The organism is Buchnera aphidicola str. G002 (Myzus persicae) (assembly GCF_000521565.1).
Lineage (GTDB): Bacteria > Pseudomonadota > Gammaproteobacteria > Enterobacterales > Enterobacteriaceae > Buchnera > Buchnera aphidicola_C.
On the sequence record NZ_CP002701.1, the window covers coordinates 387,694 to 408,075 of the forward strand.

Here is a 20,382-nt window from a genome sequence, read left to right on the forward strand (position 1 = left end):
TATAGAGTAAAATATTCATTATATTCACAAATACAATAGAGAATTATAAAAATGAAAAACATTGAAAAACGAATAAAAAAAATAATTACTGATATATTAGATATAAAAGAAGAAAATATTTCAAACAATGCTTCTTTTATAGATGATCTTGGTGCTGATTCCCTTGATACAGTAGAATTAATTATGGCATTAGAAGAAGAATTCGATATTGAAATATCAGATGAAGCAGCAGAAAAAATGAATACGATACAACAATCTATTGATTATATTAAAAAATATTGTAAAACATAATTAATCAATTCTATATATTTCAAAAAAGATTAGACTTATTTTTTAAATTAATTAATAAATCTCATTTAACGTAATAAATCAATTATATAATCAATATATGTTAAAAAATGATAAAAAATAAATTTATTGTTATTGAAGGATTAGAAGGCGCTGGTAAAACTCATGCTTGTATATATATTAAAAATACTTTAAATAAATATAATATTAAAAATGTAATATTAGTACGCCAACCTGGCAGTACACCTATTGCAGAAGAAATAAGAAATTTAATAAAAAAAAATTTTAATACTGAAGATTTTACTAAAGAAACAGAATTATTATTAATGTATGCAGCAAGAATACAACTAGTCAAAAAAATAATTCAACCTGCCTTAAAACGTGGAATGTGGGTCATTTCTGACCGCCATGATTTATCTTCTTTAGCTTATCAAGGTGGAGGATTGGGGATCCAAGAAAAAAAAATAATTCAATTAAAAAATTTATTTCTAAGAGGTTTTATTCCGGACTTAACTATTTATTTAGACGTTTTTCCAAAAATTGGTTTAAAAAGAGCATTGAATAGAAATTCATTGGATCGAATTGAACGTAGAAAACTAGAATTCTTTAAAAAAACTAGAAAAATTTATCTAAAAAACACACAATCAGATCAAAAAATTATTAAGATTAATGCTAATTTAAATATTAATACTGTTCAAAAAAATATTAAAAAAAAAATATTAAATTGGCTTAAACAGCAAATCATATGAAATTATATCCTTGGTTACTTAAACCATATAACAATATTATTCAACAATATCAAATAAAAAAAGCTCATCATGCTATTTTAATTAAAACTTCAAAAGGAATGGGTGTATCAAAATTAATTTGGTTTATCAGCAAATGGATATTATGTCTGGATCCTATCGGAACAAATTTTTGTAATAAATGTCATGGATGTAAATTAATGTCTATTCAAAATCATCCAGATTGGCATTATTGTAAATCTAAAAACAATGATCTGTTTAATATCGATGAGATGAGAATAATTAACGAAAAAATATTCAAATGTTCACAACAAGGTGGATCTAAAATTATTTTTTTTCCAGATACTGAAAAATTAACAGAATCAGCAGTGAATGCTTTTTTAAAAACATTAGAAGAACCACCAAACAATACTTGGTTTTTTTTAGTAAATTATAATAATTTAAGTTTACATTATACATTAAATAGTCGTTGTCTAATATATAAATTATTTGTTCCAAATGAAAAAGATAGTTTAACTTGGTTAAAAAAATCTACTAAAAAAAAAGATAAATCATGTTTAACTTCACTACGAATCAATCAAGGTTCTCCTATATATGCAAAAAAATTTATTAATAGCCAAATATGGATAGAACGAATAAATTTTTATAAATGTTTATTTCATGCTTGTCAAAATAGAAATTTATTAAAAATATTACCAATATTAAATAACAAGAATAGTATTGTCTATATCAACTGGATATGTTTTTTACTATTAGATTCTATTAAATTTAGTTTTAATCAAAAGGAATATTTAACTAATTTGGATCAAATAGAACTGATTGAATTTTTTTCTGATAATTACAAAACTATTATTTTAGATGTTAGTATTCGAACTTGGATGAAATGTCGATACAGATTATTAAATATATCTGGAATAAATCATGAGTTACTATTATTAGAACAATTATTAAAATGGGAAAAAATTTTGAATTTTATATTTAAAATTTAATAATTAAAAAATTGAAATAAAAAGAGATGAAATTATGTTCTTAATTGATTCACATTGTCATTTTGATCGATTAAATTATGATTTATTGCATACGAATATAGAAGATGTGTTAAAAAAGTCTTTTAATAATGATGTAAAAAAATTTTTAACTGTATCTACTTCCATAAATAATTTTTATAAAATTAATCAATTATGCAAAAAAAATATTTCCATTCTTTATTCTTGCGGTGTTCACCCTTTAAATTGTCAAAAAGAAATAATTAATTTTAATACAATAGAAAAAATTACTGAAAAAATAGAAAAATTATCTTCTATACCACGTGTAATAGCAATAGGTGAAACTGGTTTAGATTATCATTATTCATCTGAAAATAAAAACATTCAAAAAAAATTTTTTCGTAAACACATTCGCACTGCAATAAAATTAAAAAAACCAATTATAGTTCATTCTCGTAATGCGATGGATGATACTATCCAAATATTGAAAGAAGAAAATGCAGAAATATGCACAGGAATATTACATTCATTTAATGATAACTATCATTCAGTATCTAAATTATTAGACATAGGTTTTTATATTTCTTTTTCTGGAATAATTACTTTTAAAAATTCTATAGAATTACGTTCTATAATTAAAAAAATACCATTAGAACGTTTATTAATAGAAACAGATTCACCTTATCTAACACCTGTTCCTTATCGAGGACAAGAAAATCAACCTGCATATTTATTAGAAATAGCAAAAACAATATCTATCTTGAAAAAGATAAACATAGAAAAAATTTCACAAATGACAACGGATAACTTTCATAGATTATTTAATCTATAAAAAATTAATAACAATTTTATAAAAATATATCAGATGAAATATATCTGAAAATTTTAGAATATATTTAGGAGTTCTTCAAATATGTTTAAAAATACTTTTGCTAACCTTCAAAAAGTAGGCAAATCACTTATGCTACCTGTTTCAGTTTTGCCTATTGCAGGTATACTTCTTGGAATAGGATCTGCACATTTTAGTTTATTACCTGATATTGTTTCTCAAATAATGGCTCAAACAGGTAGTTCTGTATTTAATAATATGCCATTAATTTTTGCTATTGGCGTTGCTCTTGGTTTTACTAAAAATGATGGTGTTGCAGCTCTAGCTGCAGTAGTTGCTTATGGTATTTTAACTCAAACGTTATTTTTAGTTGAACCTATAATTTTACATACTACTATTGATGTTATAAAAGATAATCATCTTACAGATACTGGTATACTCGGAGGTATTATTGCAGGAGCTATTTCAGCATATATGTTTAATAAATTTTATCGTATTCAATTACCTGAATATTTAGGTTTTTTCGCTGGTAAAAGATTTGTTCCTATAATTTCAGGATTATCTGCTATATTAATAGGCTTAATATTATCAATAATATGGCCTCCTATTGGACATGGTATTCAAATTTTTTCTAAATGGGCTGCTTATCAAAATCCTATTCTTGCTTTTGCGCTTTATGGTTTAGTAGAAAGAGCGTTAGTACCATTTGGATTACATCATATATGGAACGTACCATTCCAAATGCAAATTGGTGAATATACTAATTCTATTGGACAAGTATTTCACGGAGACATTGCAAGGTATATGGCTGGTGATACTACTGCTGGTAATTTATCAGGAGGATTTATTTTTAAAATGTATGGACTTCCTGGAGCTGCTTTAGCAATTTGGCATTCAGCTAGAAAAGAAAATAAAAATAAAATAGGAAGTATTATGATCTCAGCAGCATTAACTGCTTTTTTAACAGGTATTACTGAACCTATTGAGTTTTCATTTATTATTGTTGCACCTATATTATATGTTATTCATGCTGTTTTAGCCGGGTTATCTTTTCCTATATGCATTTTTCTAAATATGCGAGCAGGAACAAGTTTTTCGCATGGCTTTATAGATTTCATAGTGTTAAGCGGAAATAGTAATCATATATATCTTTTCCCAATCGTTGGAATACTTTATGGATTATTATATTATAGTATTTTTTACCTATTCATAGTCCATTTGAATCTAAAAACACCAGGACGAGAAGAAGATAAAAATACTATTTTGTTTAAAAGTAATATTGAAATGGCACCATATATTATTAAAGCATTAGGAGGTAAAAATAACATTAAAAATTTAGATGCGTGTATAACTAGACTAAGAATTACAGTTTTAGAAATATCAAAAGTTAACCAAAAAGATTTGAAGAATCTTGGTGCAGCAGGAATAATCATTTCAGGATCAGGAATACAAGCTGTTTTTGGTACTAAATCTGAAAATATTAAAACTGCTATAGATGAATATATACAAAAAATGCTATAAAATTTTTACATTTAAAAAATCAAGGAATTTTAATTATGAAGGATGAATCTATTTTTAAGAAAATTATTAATAAAGAATTAACAGCTAGTATAATTTATCAAGATAAAATAGTCACCGCTTTCAAAGATATAAAACCAAAAGCACCAATACATATATTAATCATACCTAATATTTTCATTTCATCATCAAATGATATTGATGAAAAAAATAAAGATATTTTAGCTCATATGTTTTATATTGCTGTACAAATTGCAAAAAAAAAGAAAATTAGTGAGAAAGGATATCGAATAATTATTAATTGCAACAAAGATGGAGGACAAGAAATAAATTATCTTCATATGCATTTGTTAGGAGGAAAAAAATTAAGACCATTATCCTAATGATGTTTTATCATCAAATATTTTTTTATATAAAAAAATAATATATGACATAGTTCTTTTTTTTCAAATTTAAGGATGAAATTTTATTAAATACTTAATACTTATATTTTTCACGTTTTTTTTTATTAATAATTGTTCATTTTTTAATAATTTTAAAAAAAATTTGACAAAAACAAAAAATGTCTCGTTGAACTTTGACGCTACGATAGATAATATTATTGAAGAATTATTAAATTCTAAAAATATATTTATCTCTTATAAAACCTCATTTTTTGTTGATTTATTAAGAAATAAATCTAGTCTTATCATAGACGAAAAAAGAATCACAGATTTAATAAAAAATAAAATTACTAAACATACTAATAAAATTTATTTTTTTGAAAAAAAAGTTATTGATAAAAACAAAATTAAATTAGGGTTATCAGATTTAGAAGATGCATTAGATACTAGTACTGCAATGCTATTATGTCGTAATAATCATATAAAATATTATCTCCATAGCTCTGTACTTGAAGAACAAGATTTTTTTTTGTTAAAAATACAATTGATACTAGTTAGAACAGGAGAAATAGTTTTTGGAAAAACAGAAAAATTTTACTGGTAATGGGTATAAAAAAATCTATTTTTTTATAAAAATTTTTTATTTTTACTAAGAGTAGCGCTTTCTACTGAAATTGACATCATTAAAATATTATTTTTTTAATATACAAAAATAAATTTTTTATTTATAGATCAGTAGAAAGTTCTAACTCTTAATCAGGCAAAACATTATATAAAATTTTTAATTCCATTTAAAAAATATATTTTCTAAATATATTAAAACTGATACACTATTCCTGCACCAATTATATTATCTGTAGGTATTTTATCTCTTTCAATAGATTTATGATTATTCTTTAATAAATTAATTTTATAATTCATATATGTAGAAATATTTTTATTAAATTCATAACGAGTAGAAATATTGATTTCTTTAGCTAATTCTAAAGCATTATTAGATGCATCTTTTAAATCTGAATTTGTTTGTTGTCCCTTAGAATCTAAATAACTTAATGAAGGGTGAAATCCAGAATGAAAATTATATTCTGCAATAGCTTCAATGTTTTCTGTCGTCTGTATATATGGTTCACTAGATGAATCATGATTTTCACGAATACTAAACTGTATTGGTAAATGACTTCCTACACCATAAAAAGCTGCAATATATAAATCGTTAGCATCATATTTAAAACCTAATCCATATACATCTACAGACGAAAGTTTTTTATTTTTATTCGTATCAGAATTTAATTTTTCAGAAGAAAAAAAAGAACCTACAGCAGTAAGTCCTGTATCACTTTCATATTTTAAAGAAGCACCCCAACCCGCACCATTTTTTTGGTGTACTGCTCTATTTTCTACTGCATCTTGATATTGTAATGCAATACTAATTCCATCTAATAAACCAAAAAAATTGTCATTTCTATAAGTTAGTAAACTATTACTTCTACCTATCATATAATTATCATTACTAGAAAATACACTTTCTTTAACAATATACGGCATATGATTTGTTAATGATTGAGCATCATGTAAAATACCATAATTACGACCATAATCTATTGAACCCCAATTACCATATTTGAAACCAGCATATCCTAAACGCATAGAATTAGTTTTTTGTTTATCAAATGTTTCTTCTGGTATCGTAAGATCAGTATTATATTCAATATTTGCATAGCTCAAAAGTTGATCAGTAATATTGATTTCTCCTGATAAACCTAAAATAGCATTAGTATGATCATGATGAGATTTAATCTTTGTAGATAAAAATCCATGAGACAATTCATGTTTAGGATTAATACTACCATGTAATTCTAATTTATTACCATTTTTATTAAAAATTTCTACAGCATTAGCTCCATTACTAGCTGCTAATAACATTGGTATTACAATTGCTAAAGATTTACGATTTGTCATAATTTTTTATACTACCTTTTTAGTAAATATAATTTAAATGAATATCGATTTGTATTTGAATAAAATAAATATTATCTTTTTTTATCTTATTTATGGATATAAAATTATTATAATCAAAAATTTGTTTATTAAAAATTTGAACAGAAATCTTAACTAAAAATGTGCATTGTTTACTGTACGTGGAAATGGAATAATGTCTCTTATATTTGATATTCCAGTAATATAAGAGATTAATCTCTCGAAACCTAGTCCAAAACCTGAGTGTGGTACTGTACCATATCGGCGAAGATCTCTATACCACCAATAATCTTCTTTTTTTAATCCTAATTCTAATAAACGTTGATCTAAAACTAATAAACGTTCTTCGCGTTGAGAGCCACCTATTAGCTCTCCAATATTAGGTACTAATAAATCGATTGCTGCAACAGTTTTTTTATCATCATTCAATCTCATATAAAAAGCTTTTAATTCTTTTGGATAATTTTTTATTATTACGGGAATTTTAAAATGTTTTTCTACAAGAAAACGTTCATGTTCAGATGCTAAATCAACACCAAAAAAAACGGATTTTTTAAATTTCATATTAGAATTAAGTAGAATATTTATAGCATCTATATAATCTATACGTACAAAATTTATTAATAATAATTCTTTTAAACGATTAACAATGTTACTATCAATATAGTTTTTAAGAAAATTAATGTCTGGCATGCAATCTTTTAAAAGAGCTTTAAAAATATATTTTAACATACGTTCAATAAAATCTGATATATCGTTTAAATTTGTAAAAGCTGACTCTACTTCTAACATCCAAAATTCAGCTAAATGACGACTAGTATTAGAATTTTCCGCACGAAAAGTCGGTCCAAAAGTATAAACTTTAGAAAGAGCACAAGCATATGTTTCTATATTAAGCTGCCCCGAAACAGTTAAAAAAGATTCTTTTCCAAAAAAATCTTTTTTAAAATCAACGGAACCATCTTTATTTTTAGGAATATTTTTCATGTCTAATGTTGAAACACGAAACATTTCTCCAGTACCTTCAGTATTTAATCCAGTAATAATAGGAGTTGGGACCCAATAATAGTTATTTTTATATAAAAAACTATGTAAGGTGTGTAACACATGATTTCTAATTCGAACTATTACACCTATTAAGTTTGTTCTAGATCTTAAATGAGATACTTCTCTTAAATATTCTAAACTATGTTTTTTAGCTGATATTGGATAAGTATCTGGTTGATCAATCCAACCTTGAACTTCAATTTCTATTGCCTTAATTTCATATTTTTGTTTATGTCCAATAGACAATATTAATACTCCTGTAATCCTTACAGAACATCCAATAGTTAAATTCAATATTTCTTTATCATAATTAGATAAAGAATTATTCGCAATAACTTGTATTGAATAAAAACATGAACCATCATAAATCGTAATAAAAGAAAAACCAGATTTTGAATTTCTGCGGCTGCGAACCCATCCACATACAGTAATTGTACTACTTACTATAATATCATCTTTATATATATCTGATATTGATACTGTATTCATAAAATCTTTCCTTTTACACTTATTTTAAAATATTTTAATAGAAATAATTTCAAAAAAACATACAAAAAATGATATTATCTAATTTAGCAATAAAATTCTTATTAAAATTTAATTTCACCTATTTTCTTTTACGATACGTTAAAAACTTTACATAAATTTTTTAAAAATTTTTTATCTAAACAAAACGTTTTACCTGGACTATCAGATATTTTAGCAACAGGTTTTCCATTACATTTTACTAATTTAATTACAATATTTAATGGTTTTACATATGGAATATCACATGTTAATTTTGTTCCTATTCCAAAAACAAGATTGATTTTATTATTAAATCTTTTATATAAAGAAATAATTTTTTTAAAATTTAAATTATCTGAAAACAACAATGTTTTAGTACGAGGGTCTATTCCTGATTCTTCATAATGTTTTATAGCTTTTTCACCCCATTTGACAGGATCCCCCGAATCATGTCTAATTCCTTGATAGGAAGAGGTAAAAAATAAATTAAAATCATGTAAAAAAGCGTCCATAGTAATAGAATCTGTAAGTGCGATACTTAAATGATTCCCATAATGAGATAGCCATGTTTTTAATGCTAAAATCTGACTTTTTTTTAAATTTGAACTAATCTGTTGATGCGCTTGAAACCATTCATGCGCCTGTGTTCCAACTGGTGATAAATTTAATATTCGTGATATATGATAGTTACTTGAACCAATTAAAAAAGGAAATTTTTCTTTTAATCTTTTAACAATTGCATACTGTACATCATAAGAAAATCTTCTTCTCGTTCCAAAATCAACAATTTTCAAACGAGATAAATCTATATTTTTAGTATATCTAAAGAATTTTTTTAATTTAGAATCTAAATATTGTATGGCACTTATAGTACTTATTTCTGGAGAAAAATTACTATGAAAAACTTCACTAATTAATGCTAAAATAGGTACTTCCCACAATATGACTTCTTGCCATAATCCACTTATTCGAATATGCAATTGTCCTTGATAATTGTTTATTTTTACTTGTGATATATTATATCGAAATTTTTTTAACCAATGTAAATACTCTTTTTTAAAAAATGGGAAGGAAGTCATATAAATATATTCTTCATGGCTTAAAGATAGAGATCTCATCATACTAATTTGTTCTAATAAAACATGAGAGTAACAGCCTAAAAAATTATCTCCTCTGCAAAGGAATTCTGCTACTACGTCGACGTTCTTATAATTATAAAAAATGGCTTGTTGCATATGAAGTTTATATGCGTCAGTATCAAGTAAAGTTTTTACTATTGGATAATCATATCGTTTCATAATATCTTGTATGTTATTATTATACTCTTTTTTCATATATGATAACTAAAATATTATTTTTTTTCATATTTAAATTACATTAAAAAACAAAAACAAAAAATTTTTTTAAGATATTACAAAAAAATACAAACAAAAAAAGTTATTACTTTTTAATAGATAATATTATACAAGATTTTTTAATGTAAATTTTATGGAATTTTACTTTAAATTCAAAAGGAATTATAATGTTTTATTATTTAATTCGTAAACTGTTATTTTTAATAGATCCTGAAAAATCTCATATTTTTATATTAAAATGTCTTAATTTTAAATTTTTTCAACTATTTAACAAAATATTTTCTAAAAAAAATCAAAAATCAAAAAAAATAAAATGTATGGGTTTAATTTTTAAAAATAAACTTGGTACCGCAGCAGGAATAGATAAAAATGGAGAGTATATAAATTGTTTATCAAAATTAGGATTTGGTTTTATTGAAGTAGGAACTGTCACTCCTTTACCGCAAAATGGCCATCCTAAACCTAGATTGTTTAGAATAACTCCTATGGAGGGTATCATTAATAGAATGGGATTTAATAATCTAGGTATAGATAATTTAATTCTTAACATAAAAAAATCTCATTTCAAAGGAATTATAGGCGTTAACATTGGAAAAAATCAAAACACTAGTATTAAAAATTCAATTAATGACTATTTAATATGTATAGAAAAAATTTATCTTTATGCTAGTTATATTGCAATTAATATTTCATCACCTAATACAACTAATTTAAGAAATTTACAATATGGAACTATTTTAAAACATTTATTGTATACTATTAAAGAGAAACAAAAAGAGTTGCATAAAAAACATTTAAAATACGTTCCTATTGCAATTAAAATCTCACCAGATCTTTCCATAAAAGAATTAAAAAATATTTCAAAGCAATTTATAAAATATAAGATAGATGCAGTAATTGCTACTAATACAACATTAGACCATTCATCAGTTTTATCATTGAAAAATGGTTCACAAATAGGAGGACTCAGCGGGTTACCTTTACAGAAAAAAAGTACTAATATAATATCTATATTGTCAAAAAACTTAGGGGAAAAAATTCCTATTATTGGTGTTGGTGGAATTAATTCTATACATTCAGCAAAAGAAAAGATTAAATCAGGTGCTACTTTAATTCAAATATATTCTGGATTAATATATCATGGGCCTGATCTTATTAAAAAAATTATAAAAAGTTTGTAAAAATTTTATAGATAATAAAAAATCTATCTTATATAAAAATATTATATTTTTTTATATCATATACGTAATATTAATTAAATTAATTATAAAAAATAATGAATTGTTTATTTGCAAGTACAAATTTTGGGACTGAAAATTTATTAAAAGAAGAACTCTTATATTTAGGAGCTAAAAATTTAAATATAAAAAATGGAGGTATTTACTATGAAGCAAATGAGTTATTATTATATAAAAGTTTAATGTGGAGTCGCATTGCTTCTCGTATTTTTTTATGTATAAAACAATTTAAAATAAAGAACAAAGAAGAACTATATTCTAATATCTATAATATAGATTGGGATGAAATCTTTTCTATAAATAAAACTTTTTCAATTAATTTTAAGGGAATTAATCATTTTATTCGTAATAGTTTATTCGGATCTTTAATAATAAAAGATGCTATTGTTGATCAATTTAAAAGAAAATATCTTCTCCGTCCAAACATAGATCTTATAAATCCTGATATTCGAATCAGATCATTTTTATCACATGATAATATAATTCATATTATGTTAGATTTAAGTGGTTCATCATTACATAAAAGGGGATATCGACAATTATCTAATTCCACTCCTATTAAAGAAAATTTAGGTGCAGCAATTATATTAAATTCAGGGTGGAATAAAAAAATGCCAATTATAGATCCTATGTGTGGCTCTGGAACATTATTAATAGAAGCTGCTATGGTATCTACTGATAGAGCACCTGGATTAAGAAGGGTGAAATGGGGATTTCAATCATGGAAAAAATATAATAAAAGTCTATGGCTTAATGTTATTCAAGAAGCAGAAGAAAGATTTAAAATAGGACTCGAAAAATGTTTTAAAAATAATTTTATTGGATATGATTATGATTCTAAAATAATAGAAAAAGCTAAAATAAACGCATCAAATGCAGGTTTATCAAAAACAATTAAATTTTTTACACAAAACTTAAATAATCTTAAAAATCTTTATGATGATAAAAAAATTGGAATATTGTTAACTAATCCTCCATATGGTGAAAGGCATCAAACTGAGAGTCAACTTGTAGGTTTATATATACAATTGGGTGTAGTATCAAAAAAATACTTTAAAAATTGGATATTGTCTATCTTTAGTTCATCAAAATTTTTGTTAAATTTTGTACAAATGAAATCAGATAAAGAGTATTTTTTAAAGAATGGAGCGTTAAATTGTATTCAACAGAGTTTTAAAATTTACTCAAAAGAAGTGCATACGGAAAATAGTGAATATCAAAATAGATTAAAAAAAAATTTCAATAAATTTAAAAAATGGACAAATCAAGAAGGAATAGAATGTTTCCGTGTATATAATGCTGATTTACCAAATTACAATATTATAGTAGATGTTTATAATAAATGGCTAGTCATTCAAGAATACAAAGCTCCAAAACTAATCAACTCCAATAAAGCATATAAAAGATTATGTAATGCAATTTATTATACTAAAGAAATATTATCTATTGATATTAATAATATAGTATTAAAAATTAGACAAAAAAATAAAAATACAACACAATATAAAAGACTATATAACAGTAATAGTTTTATGATAATTAAAGAATATCATGCAAAGTTTTTAGTGAATTTAATAGATTATTTAGATACCGGATTATTTTCAGATAAACGACTTATAAGAAAAATGTTAGGAACAATGGCGAGAGGAAAAGATTTCTTAAATTTATTTTCATATACTGGAACTGCTACTGTATATGCTGCACTAGGAAAAGCTAAAAGCACGACGAGTGTAGATATATCTAATACTTATATGAAATGGTCAATGCGTAATATGTCTATTAATAATTTAACAGATTATAATCATCATTTTATTCAAGAAGATTGTTTGAACTGGATAAAAAAAACAGATCATAAATTTGATCTTATATTTATTAATCCACCAACTTTTTCAAATTCTAAAAAAATGCAACAAGATTTTGATTTAAAAAGAGATTACCTTATTTTGATGATAAATTTAAAAAGAATTTTACGGTACGATGGTAATATTATTTTCTCTAGTTCTACACGTAATTTTAATATTAATTTGAATTCTCTTAAGAAAATAAAATTACATGCACAAAATATTACAAAAAAAACACAAAGTAAGGATTTTTTAAAAAATTTTAATATTTACCATTCCTGGTTAATAAAACATTCATAATAGATTGAAGGATATAAAGATTTATGCCTCTTATTAATCTTAAAGATGCTTCGTTATCATTTAGTAATTTAGAAATTTTAAAAAACAGTATGCTTCATATCCACAAAAATGAAAGAATATGTTTAATTGGTAAAAATGGTACTGGAAAATCAACGCTCTTAAAAATTATTAATAAAAAACAAGATCTGGATCATGGCTGTGTTATTTATAAAAAAAATATAAAAATATCTTATTTAAAACAAGAAAATCCGAAAAATTTAAATATTTCTATACATGATTTTATTATTTCTGGTTTTTATAAAATTTATACTAATAGCAATAACAGTTATAATATTGAATCAATTAAAAAAAAATTAAATATGGATCAAATTGTAAAAATAGAAAAAACAATAGAATTAATTGAATTAAAAAAAAATACTTTACTATCTGAACTTTCTGGAGGTTTACTAAGAAAAGTTGCATTAAGTCGTGTTTTAATAGATGAACCAGATGTATTATTACTCGATGAACCCACGAATCATTTAGATATAAAAACAGTCAAATGGCTCGAAAATTTTTTAAAGAAATTTCATGGTAGTATATTATTTGTATCACATGATAGAGGTTTTATTCAAAATATATCTACACGTATTGTTGATCTTGATCGAGGTAAACTAATTTCTTGGCCAGGAAATTATGAAAATTTTATAAAATTAAAAAATGATAGCAACCGGATTGAAAAAATACAAAAAAAAATATTTGATAAAAATTTAGAAAAAGAAGAAAAATGGATTAGAAAAGGAATTAAAGCTCGTTCAACTAGAAATGAAGGAAGAGTAAAAAATTTACAATTATTACGTAAAGAAAATAATGATTACAAAAAAATAGAAAAATTAAATAATATTACAATCAATCAAGATAAAAATTATTTAGGAAAAATAATTTTTAAAGTAGACAAAATAGATTTTTCATTTAAAAAAAAATTAATTATAAAAAATTTTTCATCAATAATTCAACATGGTGACAAATTAGCATTAATTGGAGCAAACGGATGTGGTAAAAGTACAATGATTAAACTTCTGATAGGAGAAAAAAAACCTACTAAAGGGGAAATTTATAAAAGTCAAAGATTAAAAATATCGTATTTTGATCAAAATAGATCTATATTAAATCCTAATAAATCTATAATAGATAACATCTCTTATGGGAAAGAAACCGTTTTAATAAATGGAAAAGAACAATACTTGATAGGATATCTAAAAAAATTCCTTTTCAAACCGAATCAACTTAATTCTTTAGTAAAAACATTATCTGGAGGTGAATGCAATAGATTGCTTTTAGCAAGATTATTTTTGACACCCAGTAATGTTTTAATTTTAGATGAACCTACTAATGATCTAGATTTAGATACATTGGAATTATTAGAAAAAATTATTATCAATTATAAAGGAACAGTTCTTATCGTAAGCCATGACGAAAAATTTATAAATAATACAGTAAACAAATGTTGGTTTTTTGAAAAAAATGGATTAATTAATACTTATGTTGGTAATTACGATTGTCTCAAAAAAGAACAAAATAATTTAATTAAAGAAAAAAAAAATATAACAAGAAAAACACATCATCAATTGATTACTCATATAAAAAAGAATCATAAAACAGTAATCAAAGAAATATTAATTAAAATAGAAAAAATAGAATGTGATATTAACAAACTACAAAAAATAGTTAATGAATTAAATTTCTTTCAAAAAAAAAGAGAAGAAAAAGTGCTAACATTAAAAATGTTAATACAAAAAGAAAAAGAATTAGAAGAAATATTAATATATTGGGAACAATTAGAAAAAAAACATAATCAGTAATATAGAAAAAAATTTTTAAAATGTATAGTATATTATACTATATCTTTCTCATACAATTTAAAGAACAACAATTATTAAAAGAAATTGTACAGTTTTTACACTGAATGAAAAGAAGATGACATAAATTATTCTTACAATTAACATAAGTGTCTGAAGGAGTGTTACATTGTGAACAAGAAGACAGAATTTCATCTGAAATTTTTTCACTCATACGGTTATCAAAAACAAAATTTTTCCCTTTAAAGAGTATTGGTAATCCATTTTTCTTAGCATCATGAACATAACCAATAATACCTCCTTCTATATGATAAACATATTTAAAACCATTGAAATGCATCCAAGCAGTAGCTTTTTCACAACGTATTCCACCTGTACAATACATAACAATTCTTTTGTTTTTAGCGTATTCCATTAATTTTATTATTTTTTTTAATTGTTCTCTAAAAGTCAAACTTTTAATTTCAATTGCTTTTTCAAAATGACCAATAGCATATTCATAAGAGTTTCTCATATCAATAAATATCGTTTCTGTATCTTTAAGCATTAAATTAACTTGTTTTGATCTAATATAAATACCCACATGTTCAGGATTAAAAAGAGGATCTACAATTCCATCTTCTACGATTTTTTTTCGTACTTTTACCGAAAGAACCCAAAAAGATTTTTCATCATTTAGTGATTTATTAATACGTAAATTATTTAATACAGAGTTTAATCTACATAAAAATTGTTTTATAAAAAAGTATTTGTTTTTAGGCACACTTATTTGAGCATTAATACCTTCAGCTGCCACATAAATTCTTCCTAAAACATTATATTTATAAAATTCTTTATAAATTTGATCTCTATATTCATATGGATTATTAATAGTAAAATATTTATAGAAAGATAGTGTAAAGCGTGGTTCTTTTTCACACAACATACGATTTTTTAATTCTTTTTTGCACATTATATTATGTAAAATAGACATAAAACACCCTTAAATTATATTATTTAAAATCAATGTTATTGTGTTTCAAAAAATATATCAACAAAACTATTTTTTATTAGATAAATTTGTAAAAATTTTTATTTGTTGAAAAAATTTTTGATATATTTTATTTAATTTTGACAATTTGTTTTTTTCTTCCGTTACTATTTTTTCTGGTGCATAGGATAAAAAATTTTCATTTGCAAGCTTATTTTTAATTTTTTTGATATTTATTTCTATTTTTTCCATTTCTTTTTTTAATCTTTTTAGTTCTTTTTCTTTCTCTACTAGTTGAAGTATAGGAAGTATAATTTCAGCTCCATCAATTATTTCTTTTATACATAGATCTTTATTATATTCTTGAAATAATATTTTTACTTCATTTAAGAAAGATATCTTTTTTAGTAAAAAAGTATTTTCTTGAATAACTTTTTCTTGTTCAGAAGTTGTTTTATATAAAAATAATGGTATTAATTTAGTCGAATTAATATTCATACTAATTCTAATATTTCTCAAAAAAATAATTATTTTTTTTATCCAATCAACATTAATCAATATTGTTTGATCAAAAATTGTATGATTATATTCTGGAAATTTTTGTAGCATAATTGTTTTTGATTTAATATTTGCAATTACTTTTACACGCTGCCAAATTATTTCAGTAATAAAAGGAATAATAGGATGTGCTAATCTTAAAAGTAATTCTAAAACATAAATTAAAATATTTTTAGTAAAAAAAACATTTTGAGAAGAACTTTTTTGAAAAATAATTTTAACAAACTCTAAATACCAATCACAAAATATATTCCAAATAAAATCATATAAAATATTTGAAGCAATATCAAATCGATAAGCATCTAATGATTCTCGATATATTTTAACTGTATTATTTAGTTTTATTAAAATCCATTTATTCACTAATAACATATCATCTTTTATATTTAAATTTAAATAATTATGATTGTGTGTATTTATTAAAACAAATCGACTAGCGTTCCAAAGTTTATTACAAAAATTACGGTATCCTTTTAATCGACTCATATCCCATTTTATATCACGCGTACTAGATGCTAACGCAGAAAAAGTAAACCGAAGTGCATCTGTACCAGTAGATTCAATTCCTTTAGGAAATTCTTTTATAGTACGTTTAGTGATCTTGCTAGATAAATTTGGTTGGAGTAAATTACTAGTTCTTTTTTTGATTAATTCTGTTAAAGAAATTCCATCTATCATATCTAAAGGATCTATCACATTTCCTTTTGATTTTGACATTTTTTGACCTTCTTCATCTCGAATTAAACCTGTTATATAAACGTTTTTAAAAGGAACTTCAGGTTCTCCATGATCATCTTTAATAAGATACATAGTTAACATAATCATTCTAGCAATCCAAAAAAAAATAATATCAAATCCACTAACTAAAACATCTGTAGAATGAAAAAGTTTTAAAAATTTTGTTTTTTTAGGCCATCCTAATGTAGAAAAAGTCCATAATCCAGAAGAAAACCAAGTATCTAATACATCATCATCTTGTACTAATAATATATTTTTTGATATAGAATATTCTTTTCGTATTTCTTCTTCATTATGTCCAACATATATATTTTTTTGATTATCGTACCATACTGGAATACGATGTCCCCACCATAATTGACGAGAAATACACCAATCTTCTATATTATTCATCCAAGATGAATACATAGTTGTATATTGCTCTGGAACAAATTTAATTTTTTTATTTTTTACCGCATCAAGAGCTATCTGAGATAATTGTGATGTTTTTAAGTACCATTGATCAGTCAAAATAGGTTGAACAATAACACCGCTTCTATCACTGTAAGGCGTAACAATATCACATTCTTCGCAACCTTCTAATAATCCTATTTTTTCAATTTCTTTAATAATTTTTATCCGTGCAGATAAGATGTCTAATTTTTGAAATTTAAGTGGAATAAAGTTACTATATACACTAGATTTTTGTCCATTATAATTATAAATTTTAGAAAAAGATCTAATTTTCCCATTTAGAGTAAAAATATTAATCATAGGTAATTTATGACGATAACCTATCTTATAATCATTAAAATCATGTGCTGGTGTTATTTTAACACAACCTGTTCCTTTTTCTATATCAGCATATTTATCTCCAATAATAGGAATAATTCTATCAACTAAAGGGCAATGAACAAATTCACCAATTAATTGATTATGTTGACAATCTTCAGGATTAATAGCAATAGCTGTGTCACCTAATAAAGTTTCTGGTCGAGTAGTGGATACAATTAAATATTTAATATCTGAATTAGAATTTGTAATACTATTTTTCACTATAGGATATCGAATTAACCATTTTCTACCCTTTACTAAACGATGTTCAACTTCTAAATCAGAAATCACAGTTTCTAATTTTGAATCCCAATGTACTAATCTTTTTTTCTTATAAATCAAATTTTTTTTATATAATAAAATAAAAGCTTCTCGAACAGCAATAGAAATATCTGCATCTAAAGTAAATTTTTCACGATCCCAATCAACAGAAATTCCTAATCGGCGCATTTGTTTTGTAACAATACTATTATATTTTTTTTTCCAAATCCAAATTTTTTCTATAAAATCATCTCTTGTATAATCTTTTTTGGTTTTCTTTTCTTCTAAAAATAATTGACGTTCAACTAATAATTGTGTTGCTATTCCGGCATGATCTGTACCAACTTGCCATAATGTATTTTTCCCTTGCATTCTATGATAACGAACTAATATATCCATAATTGTTTGTTGAAAAGCATGTCCCATATGTAAACTTCCTGTAATATTGGGAGGAGGCATCATAATACAAAAAGTTGGTTTTTTTAAATTATTTGGTTTAAAATAACCATTCTTTTCCCAAAAATTATATAAAGATTCTTCAATATGCTGAGGATTATAAATTTTTTCCATTTTCTTTAACTATTTATTAATAAAAAGGCGAAATTGCCATGTTATGAAAACAATATTGTAATAATATTAAGAAATATATTTAAATATTAATAATTTTTTACTTGATTCAATAAAAATTGAGATAAAAGTTCAACAGGACGACCTGTAGCTCCTTTGTTGTTTGATTTCCAAGCAGTTCCAGCAATATCTAAATGTGCCCAACTATATTTTTTTGTAAAATAAGAAAGAAAATAAGCAGCAGTAATAGCTCCAGCTTTTCCTTTTCCCGTATTAGACAAATCTGCAATAGAAGAATATAAATCTTTTTCATATTCTTGAAATAATGGCAAACGCCATATTTTATCATTTGTTTCTTTTGAAGCACAATATAATTCATTAGATAAGTCTTCATTATTAGTAAAAAGACCACTAACAGACTCTCCTAATGCTGTAACGCATGCTCCAGTTAAAGTAGCAATATCAATTACTATATTGGGAGAAAAACGTTCGACATAAGTTAATGAATCACATAAAACTAAACGTCCTTCAGCATCAGTATTTAATATTTCTACTGTTTTACCAGACATGGTAGTTAAAACATCTCCAGGTCTAAAGGCATGTCCTCCTGGCATATTTTCACAACCAGACAAAATTCCTATTATTGTTAAAGGTAAACATAGTTCTGCAGCCATAATTAAAATACCATATACTGCTGCTGCACCACACATGTCATATTTCATTTCGTGCATATTCATAGCAGGTTTGATAGATATTCCTCCTGAATCAAAAGTTAAACCTTTTCCAACAAAAGCAATAGTTTTATTACTAATAATATTATCTCCAGAATACTTTATTACAGACATAAATGGTTTATTTTTTGATCCCTGTGATACAGATAAATAAGCATTCATTCCTAATTTTTTCATTTCTTCAATACCAATTATTTCCACTGTAATATTTTTTGGATATTTCAAAACAAGTTTTTTTGCTTCGTTAGATAAATATAAAGGATCACAAATATTAGGAGGCAAATTACTTATGTTTTTTGCAGATGTAATTCCAAGATTAATTGCTAATGCGTGCTTTAAAGCTGTCTCTGCTATTAATACATCTTTTTTTTCAAAAAAATTAAATTTAATTAATTCTAAATTAATATTTTTTTGATTTGAATTATTTATTTTTACAATTTTATATAAACTTTGTTGTATAGAAAGTATTCCACATCTTACTATCCAATAAATATTATTTTTAACATTAAGATTTAAATCAGTAAAAGAATAAATAACATTTTTTACAGATATCTTTTTAATCATTTTAATAGTTTTTTTAAATATTTTTTTAAGAACTGATCTAGTAATAATTTCTTTTTTTCCACAACCAACTAATAATATTCTCTTAGAAAAAATATTAGGAACATCATATAAAACAAGTATTTCTCCTACTTGTCCTTTAATATCTCCTAATTTTATAAAAGAACGTATATATCCTTTGCTACATTCATCTAAATAATTTGCACTACTAGATAATTTATATGATTCGAAAACATTTACTATTATACAATCAGTTTCTTCTTTATCTAAGTGATCATTTTTTATAAGAAATTTCATGATATTTACTCTATTTAAAATATTATTAACTAA

16 protein-coding genes are annotated in these 20,382 nt (G+C 24.0%); 10 read left to right on the forward strand and 6 right to left on the reverse strand.

Annotated elements, in window-relative coordinates:
* The first annotated feature begins 51 nt into the window (after window positions 1-51).
* From acpP to BUMPG002_RS01820, 7 genes are all read left to right on the forward strand, one after another.
* Entirely contained in the window at window positions 52-291 is a 240-nt protein-coding gene (acpP, locus tag BUMPG002_RS01790; RefSeq protein WP_025368985.1) for an acyl carrier protein, read from the forward strand.
* A gap of 107 nt (window positions 292-398) precedes the next feature.
* On the forward strand, window positions 399-1,037 hold the full coding sequence (tmk, locus tag BUMPG002_RS01795) for a dTMP kinase (protein ID WP_025368986.1): 639 nt from the start codon (window positions 399-401) through the stop codon (window positions 1,035-1,037).
* Window positions 1,034-2,023, forward strand: coding sequence for a DNA polymerase III subunit delta' C-terminal domain-containing protein (locus tag BUMPG002_RS01800; protein WP_025368987.1), 990 nt, complete (start codon window positions 1,034-1,036; stop codon window positions 2,021-2,023). The genes tmk and BUMPG002_RS01800 overlap by 4 nt, the downstream gene beginning before the upstream one ends.
* Window positions 2,024-2,057: 34 nt before the next feature.
* Window positions 2,058-2,852, forward strand: coding sequence for a TatD family hydrolase (locus tag BUMPG002_RS01805; RefSeq protein WP_025368988.1), 795 nt, complete (start codon window positions 2,058-2,060; stop codon window positions 2,850-2,852).
* Window positions 2,853-2,933: 81 nt separating this feature from the next.
* Entirely contained in the window at window positions 2,934-4,370 is a 1,437-nt protein-coding gene (gene ptsG / locus BUMPG002_RS01810; RefSeq protein WP_025368989.1) for a PTS glucose transporter subunit IIBC, read from the forward strand.
* Between the two features lie 35 nt (window positions 4,371-4,405).
* Entirely contained in the window at window positions 4,406-4,750 is a 345-nt protein-coding gene (locus tag BUMPG002_RS01815) for a histidine triad nucleotide-binding protein (RefSeq protein WP_025368990.1), read from the forward strand.
* 187 nt (window positions 4,751-4,937) lie between these two features.
* A complete protein-coding gene (locus tag BUMPG002_RS01820; RefSeq protein ID WP_025368991.1) occupies window positions 4,938-5,354 on the forward strand; it encodes a hypothetical protein in 417 nt (138 codons plus the stop codon).
* 212 nt (window positions 5,355-5,566) lie between these two features.
* Here BUMPG002_RS01820 and BUMPG002_RS01825 read toward each other — a convergent pair whose 3' ends face one another.
* The 3 genes from BUMPG002_RS01825 to pncB all read right to left on the reverse strand — a co-directional run bounded on the left by BUMPG002_RS01825 (window position 5,567) and on the right by pncB (window position 9,579).
* Window positions 5,567-6,709, reverse strand: a complete 1,143-nt coding sequence (locus tag BUMPG002_RS01825; protein ID WP_025368992.1) for a porin — start codon at window positions 6,707-6,709, stop codon at window positions 5,567-5,569.
* 153 nt (window positions 6,710-6,862) lie between these two features.
* On the reverse strand, window positions 6,863-8,263 hold the full coding sequence (gene asnS, locus BUMPG002_RS01830) for an asparagine--tRNA ligase (protein ID WP_025368993.1): 1,401 nt from the start codon (window positions 8,261-8,263) through the stop codon (window positions 6,863-6,865).
* Window positions 8,264-8,391: 128 nt separating this feature from the next.
* On the reverse strand, window positions 8,392-9,579 hold the full coding sequence (gene pncB, locus BUMPG002_RS01835; protein ID WP_044006166.1) for a nicotinate phosphoribosyltransferase: 1,188 nt from the start codon (window positions 9,577-9,579) through the stop codon (window positions 8,392-8,394).
* Window positions 9,580-9,803: 224 nt separating this feature from the next.
* Here pncB and pyrD point away from each other — a divergent pair, with 224 nt between their 5' ends.
* From pyrD to BUMPG002_RS01850, 3 genes are all read left to right on the forward strand, one after another.
* A complete protein-coding gene (gene pyrD / locus BUMPG002_RS01840) occupies window positions 9,804-10,817 on the forward strand; it encodes a quinone-dependent dihydroorotate dehydrogenase (RefSeq protein WP_025368994.1) in 1,014 nt (337 codons plus the stop codon).
* Between the two features lie 95 nt (window positions 10,818-10,912).
* Window positions 10,913-13,015, forward strand: coding sequence for a bifunctional 23S rRNA (guanine(2069)-N(7))-methyltransferase RlmK/23S rRNA (guanine(2445)-N(2))-methyltransferase RlmL (gene rlmKL, locus BUMPG002_RS01845; protein WP_025368995.1), 2,103 nt, complete (start codon window positions 10,913-10,915; stop codon window positions 13,013-13,015).
* Between the two features lie 23 nt (window positions 13,016-13,038).
* Window positions 13,039-14,856, forward strand: a complete 1,818-nt coding sequence (locus tag BUMPG002_RS01850; RefSeq protein WP_025368996.1) for an ATP-binding cassette domain-containing protein — start codon at window positions 13,039-13,041, stop codon at window positions 14,854-14,856.
* 37 nt (window positions 14,857-14,893) lie between these two features.
* Here the strand turns inward: BUMPG002_RS01850 and trhO are convergent, their stop codons facing one another.
* From trhO to BUMPG002_RS01865, 3 genes are all read right to left on the reverse strand, one after another.
* Entirely contained in the window at window positions 14,894-15,826 is a 933-nt protein-coding gene (trhO, locus tag BUMPG002_RS01855; RefSeq protein ID WP_025368997.1) for an oxygen-dependent tRNA uridine(34) hydroxylase TrhO, read from the reverse strand.
* 66 nt (window positions 15,827-15,892) lie between these two features.
* A complete protein-coding gene (locus tag BUMPG002_RS01860) occupies window positions 15,893-18,763 on the reverse strand; it encodes a valine--tRNA ligase (RefSeq protein ID WP_025368998.1) in 2,871 nt (956 codons plus the stop codon).
* An 86-nt stretch (window positions 18,764-18,849) separates the two neighbouring features.
* A complete protein-coding gene (locus BUMPG002_RS01865; RefSeq protein WP_044006137.1) occupies window positions 18,850-20,349 on the reverse strand; it encodes a leucyl aminopeptidase in 1,500 nt (499 codons plus the stop codon).
* Window positions 20,350-20,382 lie beyond the last annotated feature (33 nt).

Excerpts from the sequence above, each read along its gene's own strand:
- acpP (WP_025368985.1), top strand. The coding sequence starts at position 52 with ATGAAAAACATTGAAAAACGAATAAAAAAAATAATTACTGATATATTA.
- tmk (WP_025368986.1), top strand. The coding sequence starts at position 399 with ATGATAAAAAATAAATTTATTGTTATTGAAGGATTAGAAGGCGCTGGT.
- BUMPG002_RS01800 (WP_025368987.1), top strand. The coding sequence starts at position 1,034 with ATGAAATTATATCCTTGGTTACTTAAACCATATAACAATATTATTCAA.
- BUMPG002_RS01805 (WP_025368988.1), top strand. The coding sequence starts at position 2,058 with ATGTTCTTAATTGATTCACATTGTCATTTTGATCGATTAAATTATGAT.
- ptsG (WP_025368989.1), top strand. The coding sequence starts at position 2,934 with ATGTTTAAAAATACTTTTGCTAACCTTCAAAAAGTAGGCAAATCACTT.
- BUMPG002_RS01815 (WP_025368990.1), top strand. The coding sequence starts at position 4,406 with ATGAAGGATGAATCTATTTTTAAGAAAATTATTAATAAAGAATTAACA.
- BUMPG002_RS01825 (WP_025368992.1), bottom strand. The coding sequence starts at position 6,709 with ATGACAAATCGTAAATCTTTAGCAATTGTAATACCAATGTTATTAGCA.
- asnS (WP_025368993.1), bottom strand. The coding sequence starts at position 8,263 with ATGAATACAGTATCAATATCAGATATATATAAAGATGATATTATAGTA.
- pncB (WP_044006166.1), bottom strand. The coding sequence starts at position 9,579 with ATGAAACGATATGATTATCCAATAGTAAAAACTTTACTTGATACTGAC.
- pyrD (WP_025368994.1), top strand. The coding sequence starts at position 9,804 with ATGTTTTATTATTTAATTCGTAAACTGTTATTTTTAATAGATCCTGAA.
- rlmKL (WP_025368995.1), top strand. The coding sequence starts at position 10,913 with ATGAATTGTTTATTTGCAAGTACAAATTTTGGGACTGAAAATTTATTA.
- BUMPG002_RS01850 (WP_025368996.1), top strand. The coding sequence starts at position 13,039 with ATGCCTCTTATTAATCTTAAAGATGCTTCGTTATCATTTAGTAATTTA.
- trhO (WP_025368997.1), bottom strand. The coding sequence starts at position 15,826 with ATGTCTATTTTACATAATATAATGTGCAAAAAAGAATTAAAAAATCGT.
- BUMPG002_RS01860 (WP_025368998.1), bottom strand. The coding sequence starts at position 18,763 with ATGGAAAAAATTTATAATCCTCAGCATATTGAAGAATCTTTATATAAT.
- BUMPG002_RS01865 (WP_044006137.1), bottom strand. The coding sequence starts at position 20,349 with ATGAAATTTCTTATAAAAAATGATCACTTAGATAAAGAAGAAACTGAT.